General features: G+C 55.9%; 13 protein-coding genes. 10 read left to right on the plus strand and 3 right to left on the minus strand.

The features are described 5' to 3' along the window. Window positions 1–17: 17 nt before the first annotated feature. The 4 genes from G5B47_RS11675 (at window position 18) to G5B47_RS11690 (ending at window position 5,750) form a co-directional block, all read left to right on the plus strand. A complete protein-coding gene (locus G5B47_RS11675) occupies window positions 18–1,352 on the plus strand; it encodes a DRTGG domain-containing protein (protein ID WP_165098076.1) in 1,335 nt (444 codons plus the stop codon). Window positions 1,353–1,692: 340 nt separating this feature from the next. Continuing rightward, the gene (locus G5B47_RS11680) at window positions 1,693–2,853 is read left to right on the plus strand and encodes a polysaccharide pyruvyl transferase family protein (protein ID WP_235957157.1); all 1,161 of its coding nucleotides are present in this window, start codon (window positions 1,693–1,695) and stop codon (window positions 2,851–2,853) included. Continuing rightward, window positions 2,843–4,384, plus strand: a complete 1,542-nt coding sequence (locus tag G5B47_RS11685) for a lipopolysaccharide biosynthesis protein (RefSeq protein ID WP_165098080.1) — start codon at window positions 2,843–2,845, stop codon at window positions 4,382–4,384. The genes G5B47_RS11680 and G5B47_RS11685 overlap by 11 nt, the downstream gene beginning before the upstream one ends. Window positions 4,385–4,439: 55 nt before the next feature. Next, window positions 4,440–5,750, plus strand: a complete 1,311-nt coding sequence (locus G5B47_RS11690; protein WP_165098082.1) for a glycosyltransferase family 2 protein — start codon at window positions 4,440–4,442, stop codon at window positions 5,748–5,750. Window positions 5,751–5,848: 98 nt separating this feature from the next. Here the strand turns inward: G5B47_RS11690 and G5B47_RS11695 are convergent, their stop codons facing one another. The 3 genes from G5B47_RS11695 to G5B47_RS11705 all read right to left on the minus strand — a co-directional run bounded on the left by G5B47_RS11695 (window position 5,849) and on the right by G5B47_RS11705 (window position 7,114). Beyond that, the gene (locus G5B47_RS11695) at window positions 5,849–6,160 is read right to left on the minus strand and encodes a YtpI family protein (protein ID WP_165098084.1); all 312 of its coding nucleotides are present in this window, start codon (window positions 6,158–6,160) and stop codon (window positions 5,849–5,851) included. A 122-nt stretch (window positions 6,161–6,282) separates the two neighbouring features. Further along, window positions 6,283–6,786 (minus strand): hypothetical protein, encoded by a 504-nt coding sequence (locus G5B47_RS11700; RefSeq protein WP_165098087.1) that lies wholly within the window; start codon window positions 6,784–6,786, stop codon window positions 6,283–6,285. 4 nt (window positions 6,787–6,790) lie between these two features. Further along, window positions 6,791–7,114: a YtrH family sporulation protein gene (locus G5B47_RS11705; protein ID WP_025334188.1), complete on the minus strand. Its 324-nt coding sequence runs from the start codon at window positions 7,112–7,114 to the stop codon at window positions 6,791–6,793. A 136-nt stretch (window positions 7,115–7,250) separates the two neighbouring features. Between G5B47_RS11705 and G5B47_RS11710 the strand changes: the two genes are divergently transcribed. The 6 genes from G5B47_RS11710 (at window position 7,251) to pyk (ending at window position 15,457) form a co-directional block, all read left to right on the plus strand. Further along, window positions 7,251–10,901: a DNA polymerase III subunit alpha gene (locus G5B47_RS11710; protein WP_165098090.1), complete on the plus strand. Its 3,651-nt coding sequence runs from the start codon at window positions 7,251–7,253 to the stop codon at window positions 10,899–10,901. Window positions 10,902–10,969: 68 nt separating this feature from the next. Beyond that, a complete protein-coding gene (locus G5B47_RS11715; protein WP_025334190.1) occupies window positions 10,970–11,470 on the plus strand; it encodes a phosphatidylglycerophosphatase A family protein in 501 nt (166 codons plus the stop codon). 135 nt (window positions 11,471–11,605) lie between these two features. Continuing rightward, complete coding sequence (locus tag G5B47_RS11720; protein ID WP_025334191.1) at window positions 11,606–11,794, plus strand: hypothetical protein; 189 nt, start codon at window positions 11,606–11,608, stop codon at window positions 11,792–11,794. Between the two features lie 74 nt (window positions 11,795–11,868). Next, a complete protein-coding gene (accD, locus tag G5B47_RS11725; RefSeq protein ID WP_165098092.1) occupies window positions 11,869–12,762 on the plus strand; it encodes an acetyl-CoA carboxylase, carboxyltransferase subunit beta in 894 nt (297 codons plus the stop codon). Window position 12,763: 1 nt separating this feature from the next. Further along, a complete protein-coding gene (locus tag G5B47_RS11730) occupies window positions 12,764–13,801 on the plus strand; it encodes an acetyl-CoA carboxylase carboxyltransferase subunit alpha (RefSeq protein ID WP_165098123.1) in 1,038 nt (345 codons plus the stop codon). Window positions 13,802–14,035: 234 nt separating this feature from the next. Continuing rightward, complete coding sequence (pyk, locus tag G5B47_RS11735) at window positions 14,036–15,457, plus strand: pyruvate kinase (RefSeq protein ID WP_165098125.1); 1,422 nt, start codon at window positions 14,036–14,038, stop codon at window positions 15,455–15,457. Window positions 15,458–15,582 lie beyond the last annotated feature (125 nt).

Raw genomic sequence — 15,582 nt, forward strand, 5'->3', positions numbered from 1 at the left:
CTTCGGAGGTGTAACAGTTGGACAATCAAGGCGATGCAGTCACTAAGCACGAACAGCTGCTGCAGCATATTGAAAACCTGAAAGTGGGCTCCAAAATATCGGTCCGGAAGCTGGCGAAGGAAATGGCTGTCAGCGACGGAACGGCATATCGGGCGGTCAAGGAAGCGGAGAACCTGGGGATTGTCATTACCAAGGAGCGCATAGGAACCGTCCGGGTGGAAAAGAAGCCCAGAGGCATCTCGGAGCAGCTCACGTTCGGCGATGTGGTTGACATTGTCGAGGGGCATGTGCTCGGAGGTGCTAACGGCCTGGACAAGCCCTTGCATAAATATATCATCGGCGCCATGAAAATCGACGCCATGATCCGCTATATCGATGCGGACAGCCTGCTGATTGTAGGGAACCGCGACGATGTCCATTCGCTGGCACTGGAACAGGGCGCGGGGGTGCTTGTGACCGGAGGCTTTGGAACTAGCCGGGAGGTCAAGGAGCTGGCGGACAAGCTTGACCTTCCGGTCATTTCTTCGCGCCACGATACCTTTACCGTAGCCTACATGATCAACCGCGCGATTTTTGACCGGTTAATCAAGAAAAAGATTATGCTCGTGGAGGATATTGTCGAACGGAAGCCGCGGATCAACACACTGAAAATATCCAGCACGGTCGGCGAGCTGCTCAGTCTGTCCAGGGAGAGCGGGGAACAGCGGTTTCCCGTCACCGACGAATGGAACCGCGTCATCGGCATCGTCGGCCGCCGGGATGTGGAGGACCTGCCCGAAGACCAGACGATCGAGAAGATGATGATCCGCGGTCCGGTCACGGCCGGTCTGCAGACGTCGCTGGCCTCGGCGGCCCAGATTATGATGTGGGAGGGCATCGACTTTCTGCCCATTATCGACCGGAACCGCAAGCTGGTAGGCTCGCTCACCCGGAAGGAAGTGCTGCATAGCCTCAGGGACGCGCGCAACCAGCCGCAGCTTGGGGAAACCTTCGACCATCTCATCTGGAACGGATTTGCCGAGGAGCGGGACGAGGAGGGCAAGCTGTTCTTCCACGGCTTCATCACCCCGCAGATGGCGACGGATCTGGGCACCATTTCCGAAGGGGTGATTTCGACGCTTATGATGCATTCCGCATTCAAGGCGGCCAAGGATATCACCGGGAACGACCATGTGCTGGACAATATGTCCACTTATTTTGTTCGTCCGGTCCAGATCGAGGACTCCGTTATCGTAACGCCGAGACTGCTGGAGAGCAGCCGCCGGACCTGCAAGCTTGAAATCGAGATCAGCCATCAGGGCACTCTGGTCGCCAAGGCCGTATTGATGCTTCAGTCGATCGACCACGGATAGATCAAGCGGCAAGAGATTCTTAGCAGGGGCCGGACAAGGACAGCGGACTTTATCGTTCATAAGGCTTCATCAAGGGCTTCGTTAGCTATGACGGAGCCCTTTTTTTCTGCAAATGCTGATTTCACATTTCTTCAACCCTCTAAAGGATTATTGAGGCGGTATCTCCTTGGAGGATGGCCTTGGGTCGAAAGTTGACATTTCCTGCATTTTTATTGCAAAGGGAAAACCGATTCTTTAGAATTGGAACAAAGTAAGAGCGGCTTTCAGAAAATTCCCATCAGCTTTTCCTCCACAACGGCCCTACATTTACCTGCGGGAAGGGATGAAGAAATTGAAAAGAATGTTGATCCACGCGTATACCAAATTCAATCTGGGCGATGATCTCTTCGTCAAGCTGCTATGCGAGAGGTATCCGGACACCCATTTCGTCCTTCCCGCCCGGAGCGAGTACAAGCAGTGCTTCGCATCTTTGTCCAATCTTACCCTGTATCCGATCGAATCGATTTGGGTTCGCGGAATCCGCAAGATTCTCAAGAAGTTGAAGTTTCAGAGCATTGATATTGAGAAGCTCCTGCTGAGGAGACTGGCCCGGCGCTGCGACGGGGTCGTTCAGATCGGCGGTTCGGTATTTATGCAGGGAGCCCGGTGGAAAGAGGATTACGCCTGGAAGCTGGACGTATTCGACAGCAGAAAACCGTACTTTGTCCTCGGTGCCAACTTTGGACCTTACAAGGACGACGCGTTCTACGTCAGGTACAGAGAGCTGTTCTCCACGTACACCGATATCTGTTTCCGGGACCGGTACTCCTACGATCTGTTCAAGGATCTGGGCAACGTCAGGCTGGCACCGGATATCATTTTCCAGCACACCAAGCCGGATAACCCAAGGAACGGGAAATATGTCGTCATTTCCGTCATCAAACCCTCGGACCGTGAAAGCCTTAAAGACTTCGACGCGATGTATTACAACAAAATCAAAGAGATTGCCGTCGCTTTCGCCGAAGAAGGCTACGGGGTGAAGCTGATGTCGTTCTGCGAGTATGAAGGGGACGAGGAAGCGGTCAAAGCCATCCATTCTTTAATTCCGCAGGTCTATGCAGACCGTGTGAATATGTATTTTTACCGGACCAACTTGGAGGAAGCCGTCGGGCTGCTGGCCTCTTCCGGCATGATTGTCGCGACGCGGTTCCACGCCATGATTCTCGGCTGGGTGTTCGGTAAGCCCGTGTTCCCCATCGCCTACAGCGAAAAGACAACCAACGTCATGAATGACGCCGGTTTTACAGGCTCTTACGTTGATCTCAAAGCAATGGACTCCCTGGATCCGGAAGAGGTTGTCCGCAGCCTGAACACGAACACTCTGAACGTCTCCGTGCTAGCCAGACAGGCCGAGCGGCATTTCGAAAAGCTGGACAACTATCTCGGAAAAAACATAAATGCCAAAGAAGCTTCGGCTGCGTTAAATCCCGGCGTCTTTGCAAGGAGGGGCCATGAAAGCTAAACGGAGTATTCTTAACCTTGTCTTCGGTTTGGGCAGCCAGCTGATTACGATTGTTCTCAGCATTTTCATTCCCCGGCTGATCATGGTCCATTACGGGTCGGAGGCTAACGGGCTTGTGTCTTCCGTCGTCCAGATCATTGCGTATCTGGCGCTGCTGGAAGCGGGCGTGGGCGCGGCATCGCTGCAGGCGCTGTACAAGCCGATCTCGAAGGATGACCGTGAAGGCATTAATTCCATCCTTTCGGCCACCGCCATGTATTACAAAAAAACGGGCTTCTACTACCTGCTCTCCGTAATCGCCATTTCGGTGATTTACCCATTCGCGGTCAAGACGGAGCTTGGAATGTGGCAGGTAATGGGCATCGTACTCTTCAACGGCATGGGCGGAGCCATCAACTACTATTACCAGGGCAAATTCAGGGTGTATCTGCTAGCCGAAGGCAAGAGCTATGTGGACACCTCAGTTGTCACTGTCGGCAACATTATCAACAATCTGGTTCGGATCATCCTGCTGATGCAGAGCGTGGATATCGTGCTGGTGCAGGCTTCGTATTTTGCCGTGACGCTGCTTCAAATGGTTGCTTTTCATATCTACAAGAAACGGCATTATAAATGGCTGGATTTCAACAAAGAGCCGAATCTTGAGGCTATCAACCAGAAAAATTTCGTGCTCGTCCACGAACTGTCGTATATGATCTTCCGGAACACAGACGTGCTGGTGCTGACCTTTTTCACCAATTTGAAAATCGTCAGCGTGTACGTGATGTACAACATGATTTTTACGATTATCGACAACATCGTCAATACGGTAAATACAAGCGTCCGGTTCGCCCTGGGGCAAAGCTATCATGAAGGCCGAAGCCGATTCATCAAGCTGTACGACGCTTACGAGCTGTATTTCATGGCCTTTGTCTTTTCGCTGCTGACGGTCGCCTATATTCTCATCCTGCCGTTCATCACGCTCTACACAACCGGCGTCAATGACGTCAATTATGTGCTGTACTGGGTTCCGGTCCTGTTCGTCGCCCAGAAGCTGCTGATCAACGCGCGTTCGTCCGCCAATAATGTCATCAATATCGCCGGCCATTTCAAAAATACGCTGAGCCGTTCGCTCCTTGAATCGGGCATCAATCTCGGCGCATCGCTGATTCTGGTCAACTTTATGGGCATTTACGGTGTGCTGCTGGGCACGGTGGCCGCGCTGGTGTACCGTTCCACGGATATTATTTTTTACGCCAACCGCAGGCTGCTGGATAGAAGCCCCTGGATCACATTCCGAAGATGGGTCATCAATATCGCGGTATTTGCCGGAGTCGTTTATCTTAACAATCTTGTAGGCTATTCGTTCGATTCCTACCTTTCAATTATTTTGGGAGCCTTTGTTCTTGGCATCATCATTTTTCCGCTCTACGTTGCGGTTGCTTCGCTGCTGGAGCGCGAGGTGTTTCTGTACAGTCTCGGGCTGTTCAGGGGCCTCGGCCTAAAGATGAGAGCCAAGTTCGTTCCCGGCAAGGTCAAGGTCAGCGGCTGACATTAGGAAACCAGAAGATATCGCTGTATTACAGATCGCGACTGGAGGGGTGGGAATGGTTCAAAAAGAGGAAATGCGGCAGGTCTGCCGCAGATTTATGGACAGCGTAAGCCGCGAAATCGGCGGCGGTCCGGCAGCGGAAGAAACGGTGTTCGAAACGTGCAGGACACTTGCAGCCCGGGAGCAGCCGGAGGCGCAGGAAGCGCTGACGGCTCTGGCGCGGGTAATCGCCCGCCAGGCCGCGGGGAAGGATGAACCCGAGGTGCTCCGCTTCTACCTGGACAGCCAGTTCGGGGCAGGTGAGTCGGAAGAGACCGACCTGCTGGAGGCCAAGCTTGCGGCGCTGCGGGGCGGCACCGGGGCCGAAACGGCGGACAGCGCCGCGTCAGGTGCCGAAACCGGCAGCGCGCCCAAAATCAGCGTCATCATTACCACCTACAACCGCAAACCGTTCCTGCGCCAGGCTGTGGATAGCATCCTGGCCCAGGATTATCCGAACAAAGAGATTGTCGTCATCGACGACGCTTCGACGGACGGAACGGAGTTGATGATGGAGGAGCGCTTCGGAGAAGAGCCGCGAGTCATTTACATGCGGAACGAGACCAACCGGGGGCCGGGTGCGAACCGGCTTGCGGCCTTTACCGCGCACGGGGACGGCGAGTACATTCTCTTCCTCGACGACGACGATTATTTGATCGACAGCGGCTATTTCAGCAGAGCCGTTGCTTTTCACCGGAGCCGTCCCGGCCTTTCCTTTGTGGCCGCCAACGTCTTTCTGGAGTATTCCGCGACGCAGCGGCTGCAGCTTCAGGAGATCGGGCTTTCGGATGTGACTGACCGGCGCGCCTATTTTCTGAATTTCGAGCGCCCGGGCTACGGGAAGCCGGCTTCCACGCTGACCACGCTATTCCGCCGGGAAGCGCTGATCGAAATGGATATTCTTCATATGAATATGGTGAACGACGCGTCCATCTACCTGCGCTCCCTGCTCGTCGGAGACGCCGGATTCATCGACGCGGCGGTCGGCGTATACCGGATTCACGGCAATAACATCACCTTCAATCTGTCCCGGGATTTTCTGGTGCGGAATCTGGAAGAGAAGCGCACGATCCGCAACCTGGCCATCGAGCGGTACAATTATAAGAAGAAGGAAATGACCGGCTGGTTCAACAACACCGCCTACGATACGATCGTCTACTACCTACGGAATTCGGCCAAGACGAAGGAAGACTACACGTACATGTACGAGTGGACGCGCAGCAACTGCCCGGAGATATACGCCAAGGTCAAGCAGGAATTTCGGACCCGGCTCATTAAAAAGCAGATTCTCCGGGTTCCTTTAATCCGCAAGCTGATCGGTCGTTAACTGAATATCTGGAAAGGCAAACAGCCTTCTTGTCCCGAAAGGGAAGAAGGCTGTTTGAGTTGGCTTCCAGAGCAGACCCCGTCTCGCAGCAGATAACCTCACCGCCGGGGCCGCGAATGATCCGAACGGCTGTAGTAGCCGTAACTGCGCAGTCCGGAAAATACGTTGAAGGCGCCGAGCACAAGAAATACCGCTTCTACAATGACGCTGACGGTGGAGCCCCGGAACAGAAACATCGACATCAGCGCGAGCAGAACGAGCATACATCCGAGCAAAATATTCATGACCGCCCGTTTCAGCCTCCGCTCGCCGGGACTTAAGGCGCGGCGGGAAGCGGCGCTGTAATAGGCGGCTCCGAGGACGGAAAGCGTCAGCAGGAGAAACAGGAGATATTTGATAACCAGAATCATGGCGCACCCCTTTGAGCGCTGTCTGCCCCCGCAAGCTCTTGTCCGGCAGACAGGCGAACTAAAGCGTTTTCTAGCTGTATTTTAGCATGCTGTTGGCGGGTCTGCCCACGTTAATCTGCGATTTATCCCCGGTTATTCGGCGTGATCTCCACCCAGATCTGCAGAACGCCCTCCATGACAAGCATGGTACGGATGCGGACCGCGTATTCCTTGTCGCGTACGATGTATACCTTGCCGCTCAGCAGAAGACGGGCCATCTTGCTGTCCTCGTCGATGTCGAAGACGCTGCGGCCGCGCATCGGCGCGAGGTCGCCGCTCATTTTGAGGATAATCTCCTTTACGGTTGCCGGGTCCAGCCCGTTTGCGGTTTCCCTTGATCCGCCGCTTTCGGACCGGATTTTGATTTCCTTGATGACTGTTGAGCTGTTTTTGTATTTTTTCAGGGTCAGAATATCCTTCTCATACTGCTCCACCTGCACACGCAGGTCCTGATTGTCCAGCCAGAGTGCGTTGAAGCCCATATGAAAAATCGCATTGTACACCGCGCTGCCGACGATCATCCCCAGCACAAAAATGGCCGACACCTTGGAGAACCGGCGAAACTGCTGAAAGGGCGGAACCCTCATGGCATTACCCCCTGCTGCATACCCATTTCACCAGCTCGCTGCCCATATGCGCGCCCAGAAAAGCAAAGACCAGATATAATATCTGCTTGATGGCCGGGGACAGATTTCCGCCCAGCATATTGCTTTCAATGACCCGCATCGGGTCGATCGTCCCGCCTACGGCGGCGGCCAGCGCCCAGATTTTGATCCTGCCTGCCACATCCAGCATCGTCTGCGTCGGCGGCTGAAGCGATATGACCGCTCCGATGCCCCCGAGCATGGCTCCGCCCAGCACAATGCCGAAGGCAATGAAGAAATCGAGGACGGCTTTGCCCAAAAAAACGTTCATAAAGTCCCCCTTGTCCGGACGCGGCTTCTGTCAAGCGCTTTGCCTGTCCTTGTGCTCTCCCTTCATTCTATGGGCCAATCCCCCTTCAATATGATAAAATAAACGGTATATCGAAAAACCGGAAGGAAGTGGGATCATGAGCCCTTTCGTGCATCTGCATGTGCACAGCGAATACAGTTTATTGGACGGGGCGGCGCGCATTGCCGATCTGGTGCGCCGGGCCGGCGAACACGGAATGAAGTCGCTGGCGCTGACCGATCACGGAGTGATGTACGGGGCGATCCCTTTTTATAAAGCGTGCAAGGAGAACGGCATCAAGCCGATCATCGGCTGCGAGGTGTATCTGACGGCGGGCTCGCGCCGCGAACGCGGCAGCCGTAAGGACCAGCCGATCTATCACCTGATTCTGCTGGCCCGGAACGAAGAAGGCTACCGCAATCTGATGAGGCTTGTCACCATCGGCCATCTGGAAGGCTATCACTATAAGCCGAGAATCGACATGGAAGCCCTTGCCGCGCATGCGGAGGGCCTTATTTGTCTAAGCGCCTGCCTCGGCGGAGAGGTGCCGCAGCATCTGCTCTACGGACGGGACGGTGAGGCGAAGAAGGCGGCGCTGCGATACAAGGACATCTTCGGCGGAGACTTCTATCTGGAGCTTCAGGATCACGGAATGTCCGAGCAAAAAAGAGTAAACCCGAAGCTGATCGCCCTCGCCGAAGAAACCGGAATCCCTCTGGTGGCCACAAACGACGTGCATTATCTGTCCCGGGAGGATTCTGAGGTTCAGGACGTGCTGATCTGCATCGGAACGGGGAAGACGGTGGAAGACGAGGACCGGCTGCAAATCGGAACGGATCAGCTTTATCTAAAGAGCGGCGAGGAGATGGCCGCGCTGTTTCCTCATGTCCCGGAAGCGGTTATCAACACGGCGGTCATCGCCGAACGGTGCAATCTGGAGCTGGAATTTGGCAAGCACATACTGCCCGCCTACTCCCCGCTGCCTGAAGGACTGGACGCCGCCGCCTATTTAAGGCGGCTGTGCGAAGCCGGCCTGGAGGAGCGCTACAAAGACACTCTCCGGTGGGAATCGGAGGAGAGCCGGAAGCTTGCGGAAGAGCGGCTGTCCTATGAGCTGGGGGTCATCGAGACGATGGGCTTCTCCGATTATTTTCTGATTGTCTGGGATTTTATCGCCTTCTGCCACAGAGAAGGCATTGCGACAGGACCGGGGAGGGGCTCGTCCGCCGGAAGCCTCACCGCCTACTGCCTGCGCATTACGGATGTCGATCCGCTGAAGTACAATCTGCTGTTCGAACGCTTTCTGAACCCCGAGCGGATTACGATGCCCGATATCGACATCGATTTCAGCGACGAGCGGCGCGACGAGGTCATCTCGTATGTCTCCGGCAAGTATGGCGAAGAGCATGTCGCGCAGATCATTACGTTCGGGACTCTGGCGGCCCGGGCGGCGGTCCGAGACGTGGGACGGGCGCTGAACCTGCCCTACGGGGAAGTGGACAAAGCGGCCAAGCTGATCCCGGGAACGCTCGGCATCAGCATCGAGCGGGCGCTGGAGAGCAGTCCGGATCTTAAAGCGTTGTACGAGGGCAGCCCGAAGACCCGCGATTTGCTCGACATGGCGATGAAGGTCGAGGGCATGCCGCGTCATGCCTCGACGCATGCCGCTGGAATCGTCATCTCCCGGGGGCCGCTCACGGACGCGGTTCCGCTGCAGGAAGGCAGCGAAGAGACGGCGTTGACCCAGTATTCGATGGAGAATCTGGAGAGCGTCGGACTGCTGAAGATGGACTTTCTGGGTCTTAGAACGCTGTCGATTATCGAGCGCTGCATGAACTGGGTCGGAGAGATGACCGGGAGCCGGCCGGATTTCCGGAAGATTCCCGACAGCGACGAAGCGACGTATGCGATGCTGGGCCACGGCGAGACGACGGGCGTGTTCCAGCTGGAGTCGGCCGGCATGCGCCGCGTGCTGAAGGAACTGAAGCCGACGGTCTTTGAGGATATTATTTCCGTCCTGGCGCTGTACCGCCCGGGTCCGATGGAATTCATACCGAAATATATCCAGAGCAAGCACGGGCTTGCCGAAGTGGAGTATCCCCATCCCGATCTGATTCCGATTCTGTCCGACACCTACGGCATCATCGTCTATCAGGAGCAGATCATGCAGATCGCTTCGGCGATGGCGGGCTTCTCGCTTGGCGAAGCGGATCTGCTGCGCAGAGCCGTGTCCAAGAAGAAGCGCGAGACGCTGGACCGGGAGCGCGGCCATTTTGTCAGGGGGAGCCTGAAGCAGGGCTATGAGGAGGCGGATGCAAACGCGGTTTATGACATGATCGTCCGCTTCGCTGATTACGGCTTCCCCCGGGCCCACGCCGCGGCTTACGGCGTGCTGGCCTTCCAGACGGCCTACCTCAAGGCGCATTATCCGGTGCCGTTCATGGCTTCGATGCTGACGGCGGTGACGGGCGTCCACCGTAAGGTGGCGGAATATGTGCTGGAATGCCGGCGCATGGACATCGGCGTGCTGCCGCCGGATGTGAACGAGAGCGGTGTGCTGTTCACGCCGGTGGACGGACCGAGCGGCGCGGGCGGACATATCCGCTTCGGGCTGGCGGCGATCAAGAACGTCGGCACGCTGGCTGTGGAGAGTATTCTGGAAGCGCGGAAGGAGCGCCCTTTCGACAGCCTGCTCGATTTTTGCCGCCGCGTCGACCTCAGAGTCTGCAACAAGCGCGTCGTGGAATCGCTGATCCAGGCGGGGGCCTTCGACAGCCTGCCGGGACACCGGGCGCAGCTGCTTGCCATGCTTGATGAGACGACGGAAGCGGCGGCCAAATGGCGCAAGGAGCGCGAGGAGCTGCAAATCCAGCTCTTCGACGACCTTGTCGAAATGCCGAACTGGGACATCCGGTACCCCGATGTTCCGAAATTCACGACGGGCCAGCAGCTGGAGCTGGAACGAGAGCTGCTGGGCCTGTATTTGTCGGGCCATCCGCTGGACGATTATGCGGAGCTGCTGGAACTATCCGGCGTGCAGCGCCTGATGGATCTCGGCGAGGCACCGGATGAGAGCTCGGCGGTTACGGCCGGCATGGTCGTATCCCTCAAGGAGATTATGACCAAGGCGGGGAAAGCGATGGCCTTTGTCGAATGGGAGGACCAAATCGAGCGCTGCGAGGTCGTGCTGTTCCCCGAGGTGTGGAAGCGCAGCCGCGCGCTCGTCGACAAGGGCGCGCTGCTTGCCCTGCGCGCCAAGGTCCAGCAGCAGGACGAAGGCTTCAAGCTGCTGGCCGACGAGGTTGCGCAGCTGTCGCCAGACACGCTGCGCGCCCTGCAGCAGCGCCGCGCGGCCGCGGCTGCGCGGCCGCAGGGCCGCCCCGCGCCGGCAGGCTCCGGCGCGCGGGGAGCGGCGGCCGCCCCAGCCGCGGCCGCAGGAACCGCCGCCGGCGGCCGGGGACCGGCCGGGCCGCCGGGCGGCCTGGCGTCTGCCGGGCGGGCACCGCGGCAGGCCGCTGCACAGCCGGCGGCGGGCTCCGCCGGCCAGCGCGCGTACATCAAAATCACGGCCGCCGCCGAGGAAGGCGGCCTCCTGCCGCTGCTGAAGGAGCTGCTGCAGGATCATCCCGGGGCTGTCCCGACGCTGCTGTTCTATGAGCGGGAGCAGAGGCTCATCGCGCTAAGCGACAGCTTTCGGGTCAAGCCTTCGCCGGAGCTGTTCGGGCTTGTCGAATCGCTGCTGGGCCCTGGTACAATAAGAATAAAATAAGAACATTTCGCCATCTTTTCGCATACATTAGGGAACCACAGGCTTCACTTGCGGAAAGGGGAATGAAGATGTCCTACCAGCTGGCGGTGAACTTACTGGAACGCAGAGGCGTTACAGTCGAGTCGATCGCCAAGATCGTATACACGCTGCAATCGGCTTATTATCCGGATTTGAGCGGGGAGGAGTGCCTGGCGAGCGTCAGTGCCGTTTTGGGCAAACGAGAGGTGCAGTACACGCTGATGACAGGCATCGCTCTGGATGAGCTGGCGGAGAAGAAACAACTGCCGCAGCCGTTTCAGGCCATCATGGAGGCCGATGAATCGCTTTACGGGGCGGACGAGACACTCGCGCTGGGGATTACCGGCGTTTACGGCATGATCGGTCTGACAGGCTTCGGCTATCTGGACAAAATCAAGCTGGGTGTCATCGGAGAGCTGAACAACAGAAAGGACGGAATCAACGTATTTCTCGACGATCTGGTCGCCGGCATCGCCGCCGCAGCTTCGGCAAGAATCGCCCACCGCCATGATGGAGCCAAGGTGTATCCCTACGACGTAAACCCGGCATGAAGCCATGAATCCGGCGCGGTCTCACCCGCGTTGCCTCCCTCCCCTTCTGTTGCAGGGAAAAAGAAAACTGTGTTATCATGGTTCCATTATACGGGATACGGCTTTGGAATCGACATGGGGAGGCCTCGTCAGGACATGTGGACGGTCATTTATATTGCGCCTACCGCCAAAGTGGCGGAGATGATTAAGAGCAAGTTGACGGAAGAGGGCTTTCTGGTTAAATGCCGTCCCGTCAATATGTCCAAGCAGCAGTTTGAGATTCTGGTTCCTTCCGGCGAGCTGGATGAAGTGCAGGAAGTGCTTAACCTGATTCTGCATCCCTAGATTGACATCATTGAAAGCAATCGTGACAGCGGAACGCTGCATAATGCAAATAAACGGCTGAAGAGGTGCGGATCTTGTTTAAAGACTTGTTTCAGAAGAAAAGGAAATACGCGACGGTTCCTTCCCAGAGGCTGGAGCAGTTAAAAGAACCGGCGGAAGGGGAGCGGCCCAAGCGGGAGATTCCCGAAGGGCTGATGAGCAAGTGTCCCAAATGCGGTTCCATCCAGTACAGCAAGGAGCTGGAAAAGAATCTCAAGGTCTGTTCGGAATGCGGCCATCATCTCCGTCTGAACGCTCCGGAGAGAATCGCCATGACGCTGGATGCGGGAAGCTTTATCGAGTTCGACGCAGACATGAGGTCGGTGGACCCGCTGGGCTTTCCGGGCTACAGCACGAAGCTGGAGCAGCAGCAGCTGAAGTCTGGCCAGCTTGACGCCGTCATTACGGGGCAGGGCAGCATCGGCGGGAATTCCGTTATTGTGGCGGTTATGAATTTTGAATTTTTCACGGGCAGCATGGGCTCGGTGGTAGGGGAGAAGATTACCCGCGCCATCGAGGAGGCTACTGAAAGAAAGCTGCCGCTGATCATATTTTCGACTTCCGGCGGAGCCCGGATGCAGGAGAGCATCCTGAGTCTGATGCAGATGGCGAAGACCAGCGCCGCGCTGGCCCGCTTCGGGGAGTTGGGCGGATTGTACATATCCGTGATTACCGACCCAACGACGGGAGGCGTGTCCGCGAGCTTCGCGACGCTGGGCGATATCAATATCGCCGAGCCGGGAGCCGTATTCGGCTTTGCCGGACGAATCGTCATTGAGCAGACGATCCGGCAGAAGCTTCCGGATGATTTCCAGACGGCGGAATTCAATTTGCAGCACGGCCAGCTCGATCTGGTGGTGCACCGTAAGGAAATGCGCTCCACGCTAAGCAAAATTCTGGAGCTGCATGACGTGAAAGGGGGATTTTAGAATGGCGGGGGACTTGCCTTTTGAAAAACCTCTCGTTGAAATGCGCAAAAAGATTGAAGAGCTGAAGCAATTCGGCCTGGAAAAAGACATCGATTTCACCGATGAAATCTCCCGTCTCGAGGAGCGGTACAAGCTTCTGGAGGAGGAAATTTATTCGAATATTACCCCTTCGCAGAAAATGCATCTGGCCCGTCATCACGGCCGGCCGACCTCGCTCGATCTGATCGGGCTGATCTTTACCGACTTTATTGAGCTGCACGGGGACCGGTTGTTCGGGGACGATCTTGCGGTCGTCGGCGGCATCGGCAAGCTGGAGGGAGTACCGGTCACCGTGATCGGACAGCAGCGGGGCAAAGACACGAAAGACAATATCGCCAGATTTTTCGGCAGCCCGCATCCTGAAGGATTCCGCAAGGCGCTTCGGCTTATGCAGCAGGCGGACAAGTTCCGCCGTCCGATCATTACATTCATCGACACGAAGGGCGCTTATCCGGGCAACACCGCGGAAGAGCGGGGCCAATCGGAGGCGATTGCCCGCAATCTGCGTGAAATGTCAGGCCTTGGCGTGCCGGTCATCTGCGTCGTCATCGGCGAGGGCGGCAGCGGCGGGGCGCTGGCGATGGCCGTTGGCAACCGCGTGCTGATGCTGGAGCATGCCATATATTCCGTCATCTCGCCGAACGGCGCCGCTTCAATCCTGTGGAAGGACGCCTCGAAGGCCGATCAAGCGGCGGAAGCGATGAAGATTACCGCTGACGACCTGCTGGCCATGGAAGTGATCGAGGAGGTCATTCCCGAGCCGAAAGGCGGAGCGCACCGCGATTACGAGAGCACGGCGTCGGCCATCAAGGACGCCATTATCCGTCATCTGCGCGATCTGGCCGGTCTGGGCGCCGACGAGCTTAGGGAAGACCGTTACCTGAAGTTCCGGAAGATCGGTGAGTTCGCGGAAACGCAGGCGGCGGAAGAAGTATTTTCCGAGGAACCCGTGCTGGAGTCCGAAGTAAGCGAAGCCGGTCCGTTGACTCTAAATAACTAGCAATTTGCAACCCCGAAGAGGCTTCGGGGTTATTTTTTTGCAATGCCGTCAATGATGATTTATATGAAAAAAGCCGCGGAAACATTGATTTTGTTATCCAGTTGAAGTAATATTCATAAGGGCGCCGTCCATACTGCATATGACATAGTTCCTATCCAAATGGACGACTTTGTAGTAGATTTTGTAGTTGGAAAAAGTGAGACATAGAGAAAAGAAAAAACGGAGGAAAACCAAATGCGGAAAAGTAAAATTGTATGTACGATTGGTCCAGCAAGTGAATCGTTGGAGAACCTCAAGAAATTGATTCTGGCCGGAATGAATGTGGCACGCCTGAACTTCTCCCACGGTGACTTTGAAGAGCATGGAGCACGGATTAAGAACATCCGTCTGGCATCGAAGGAACTGAACAAGACCGTTGCCATCCTGCTCGATACGAAAGGACCTGAGATTCGTACAGGCAAGCTGGAAGTAGAACCGATTGAACTGGTGCAGGACGAGTACCTGACCCTGACTACGGAAGAGATTCTTGGCGACAAAAATCGTATTTCCGTCACTTACGCTGACCTTCCGAAAGACGTTCAAGTAGGCTCCACCATTCTGATTGACGACGGCCTCATCGGACTTACGGTTGTCGACGTTCAAGGCACAGAAATCAAGACCCGCATTGTCAACGGCGGCACGATCAAGAGCAAGAAGGGCGTTAACGTCCCTGGAGTTGCCATTTCCCTGCCGGGCATTACGGAAAAAGACACCAACGACATCATTTTCGGGATCGAACAGGACATCGATTTTATCGCCGCTTCCTTCGTTCGCAAAGCCAGCGACGTTCAGGAAATTCGCGATTTGCTCGAGAAACATGGTGCAAGCCATATCCAAATCATCTCCAAAATTGAGAACCAGCAAGGTGTCGACAACCTTGATGAAATTCTTGCGGTATCCGACGGCCTGATGGTTGCCCGCGGTGACCTTGGCGTTGAAATTCCGGCGGAAGATGTGCCGCTGGCGCAAAAACTGATGATTCAAAAATGTAACATTGCAGGTAAACCGGTTATCACGGCTACTCAAATGCTTGATTCCATGCAGCGCAACCCGCGTCCGACACGCGCCGAAGCGAGTGACGTAGCCAACGCGATTTTCGACGGAACCGACGCAATCATGCTGTCCGGCGAAACGGCTGCAGGGAAATATCCGGTTGAATCGGTGCTGACGATGTCCCGTATCGCCGAAAAAGCGGAATCCGCACTGAACTACCGTGAGATCTTCCTGAAACAGCAAATCGCCCAAGAAACGACAGTAACCGAGGCAATCAGCCAATCCGTATCCATCTCGGCTCTGGATCTGAACGCGAAAGCGATCATTTCCTCGACAGTCAGCGGCCATACTGCACGCGTCGTTTCGAAGTATCGTCCGAAGTCCCCGATTATTGCCGTAACGACGCAAGAAAGAACTATGCGTCAACTGGCGCTTGTATGGGGCATAATTCCGGTACAAGGCTCCCCGGCTTCTTCCACGGATGAGCTTCTGGAAACGGCTGTTAAAGGCGGTAAAGACTCCGGTCTGGTTAAAGCAGGCGACCTGGTGGTTATTACGGCAGGCATTCCGCTTGGACATTCCGGTTCGACGAACCTGGTGAAAGTGGAACAAATCACTGAATAATCAAGCATTAGCGATGTTTTGAGATTATGCTATAAGATTTGAATTAAAAGCAATGGCATTTTTCGCCATTGCTTTTTCTTCATCCCGATTTGTGATTGGCCCCCTTTTTTTCGTAAGATAGATAA

The organism is Paenibacillus apii (assembly GCF_011043685.1).
GTDB classification, from domain to species: domain Bacteria; phylum Bacillota; class Bacilli; order Paenibacillales; family Paenibacillaceae; genus Paenibacillus_AQ; species Paenibacillus_AQ sabinae.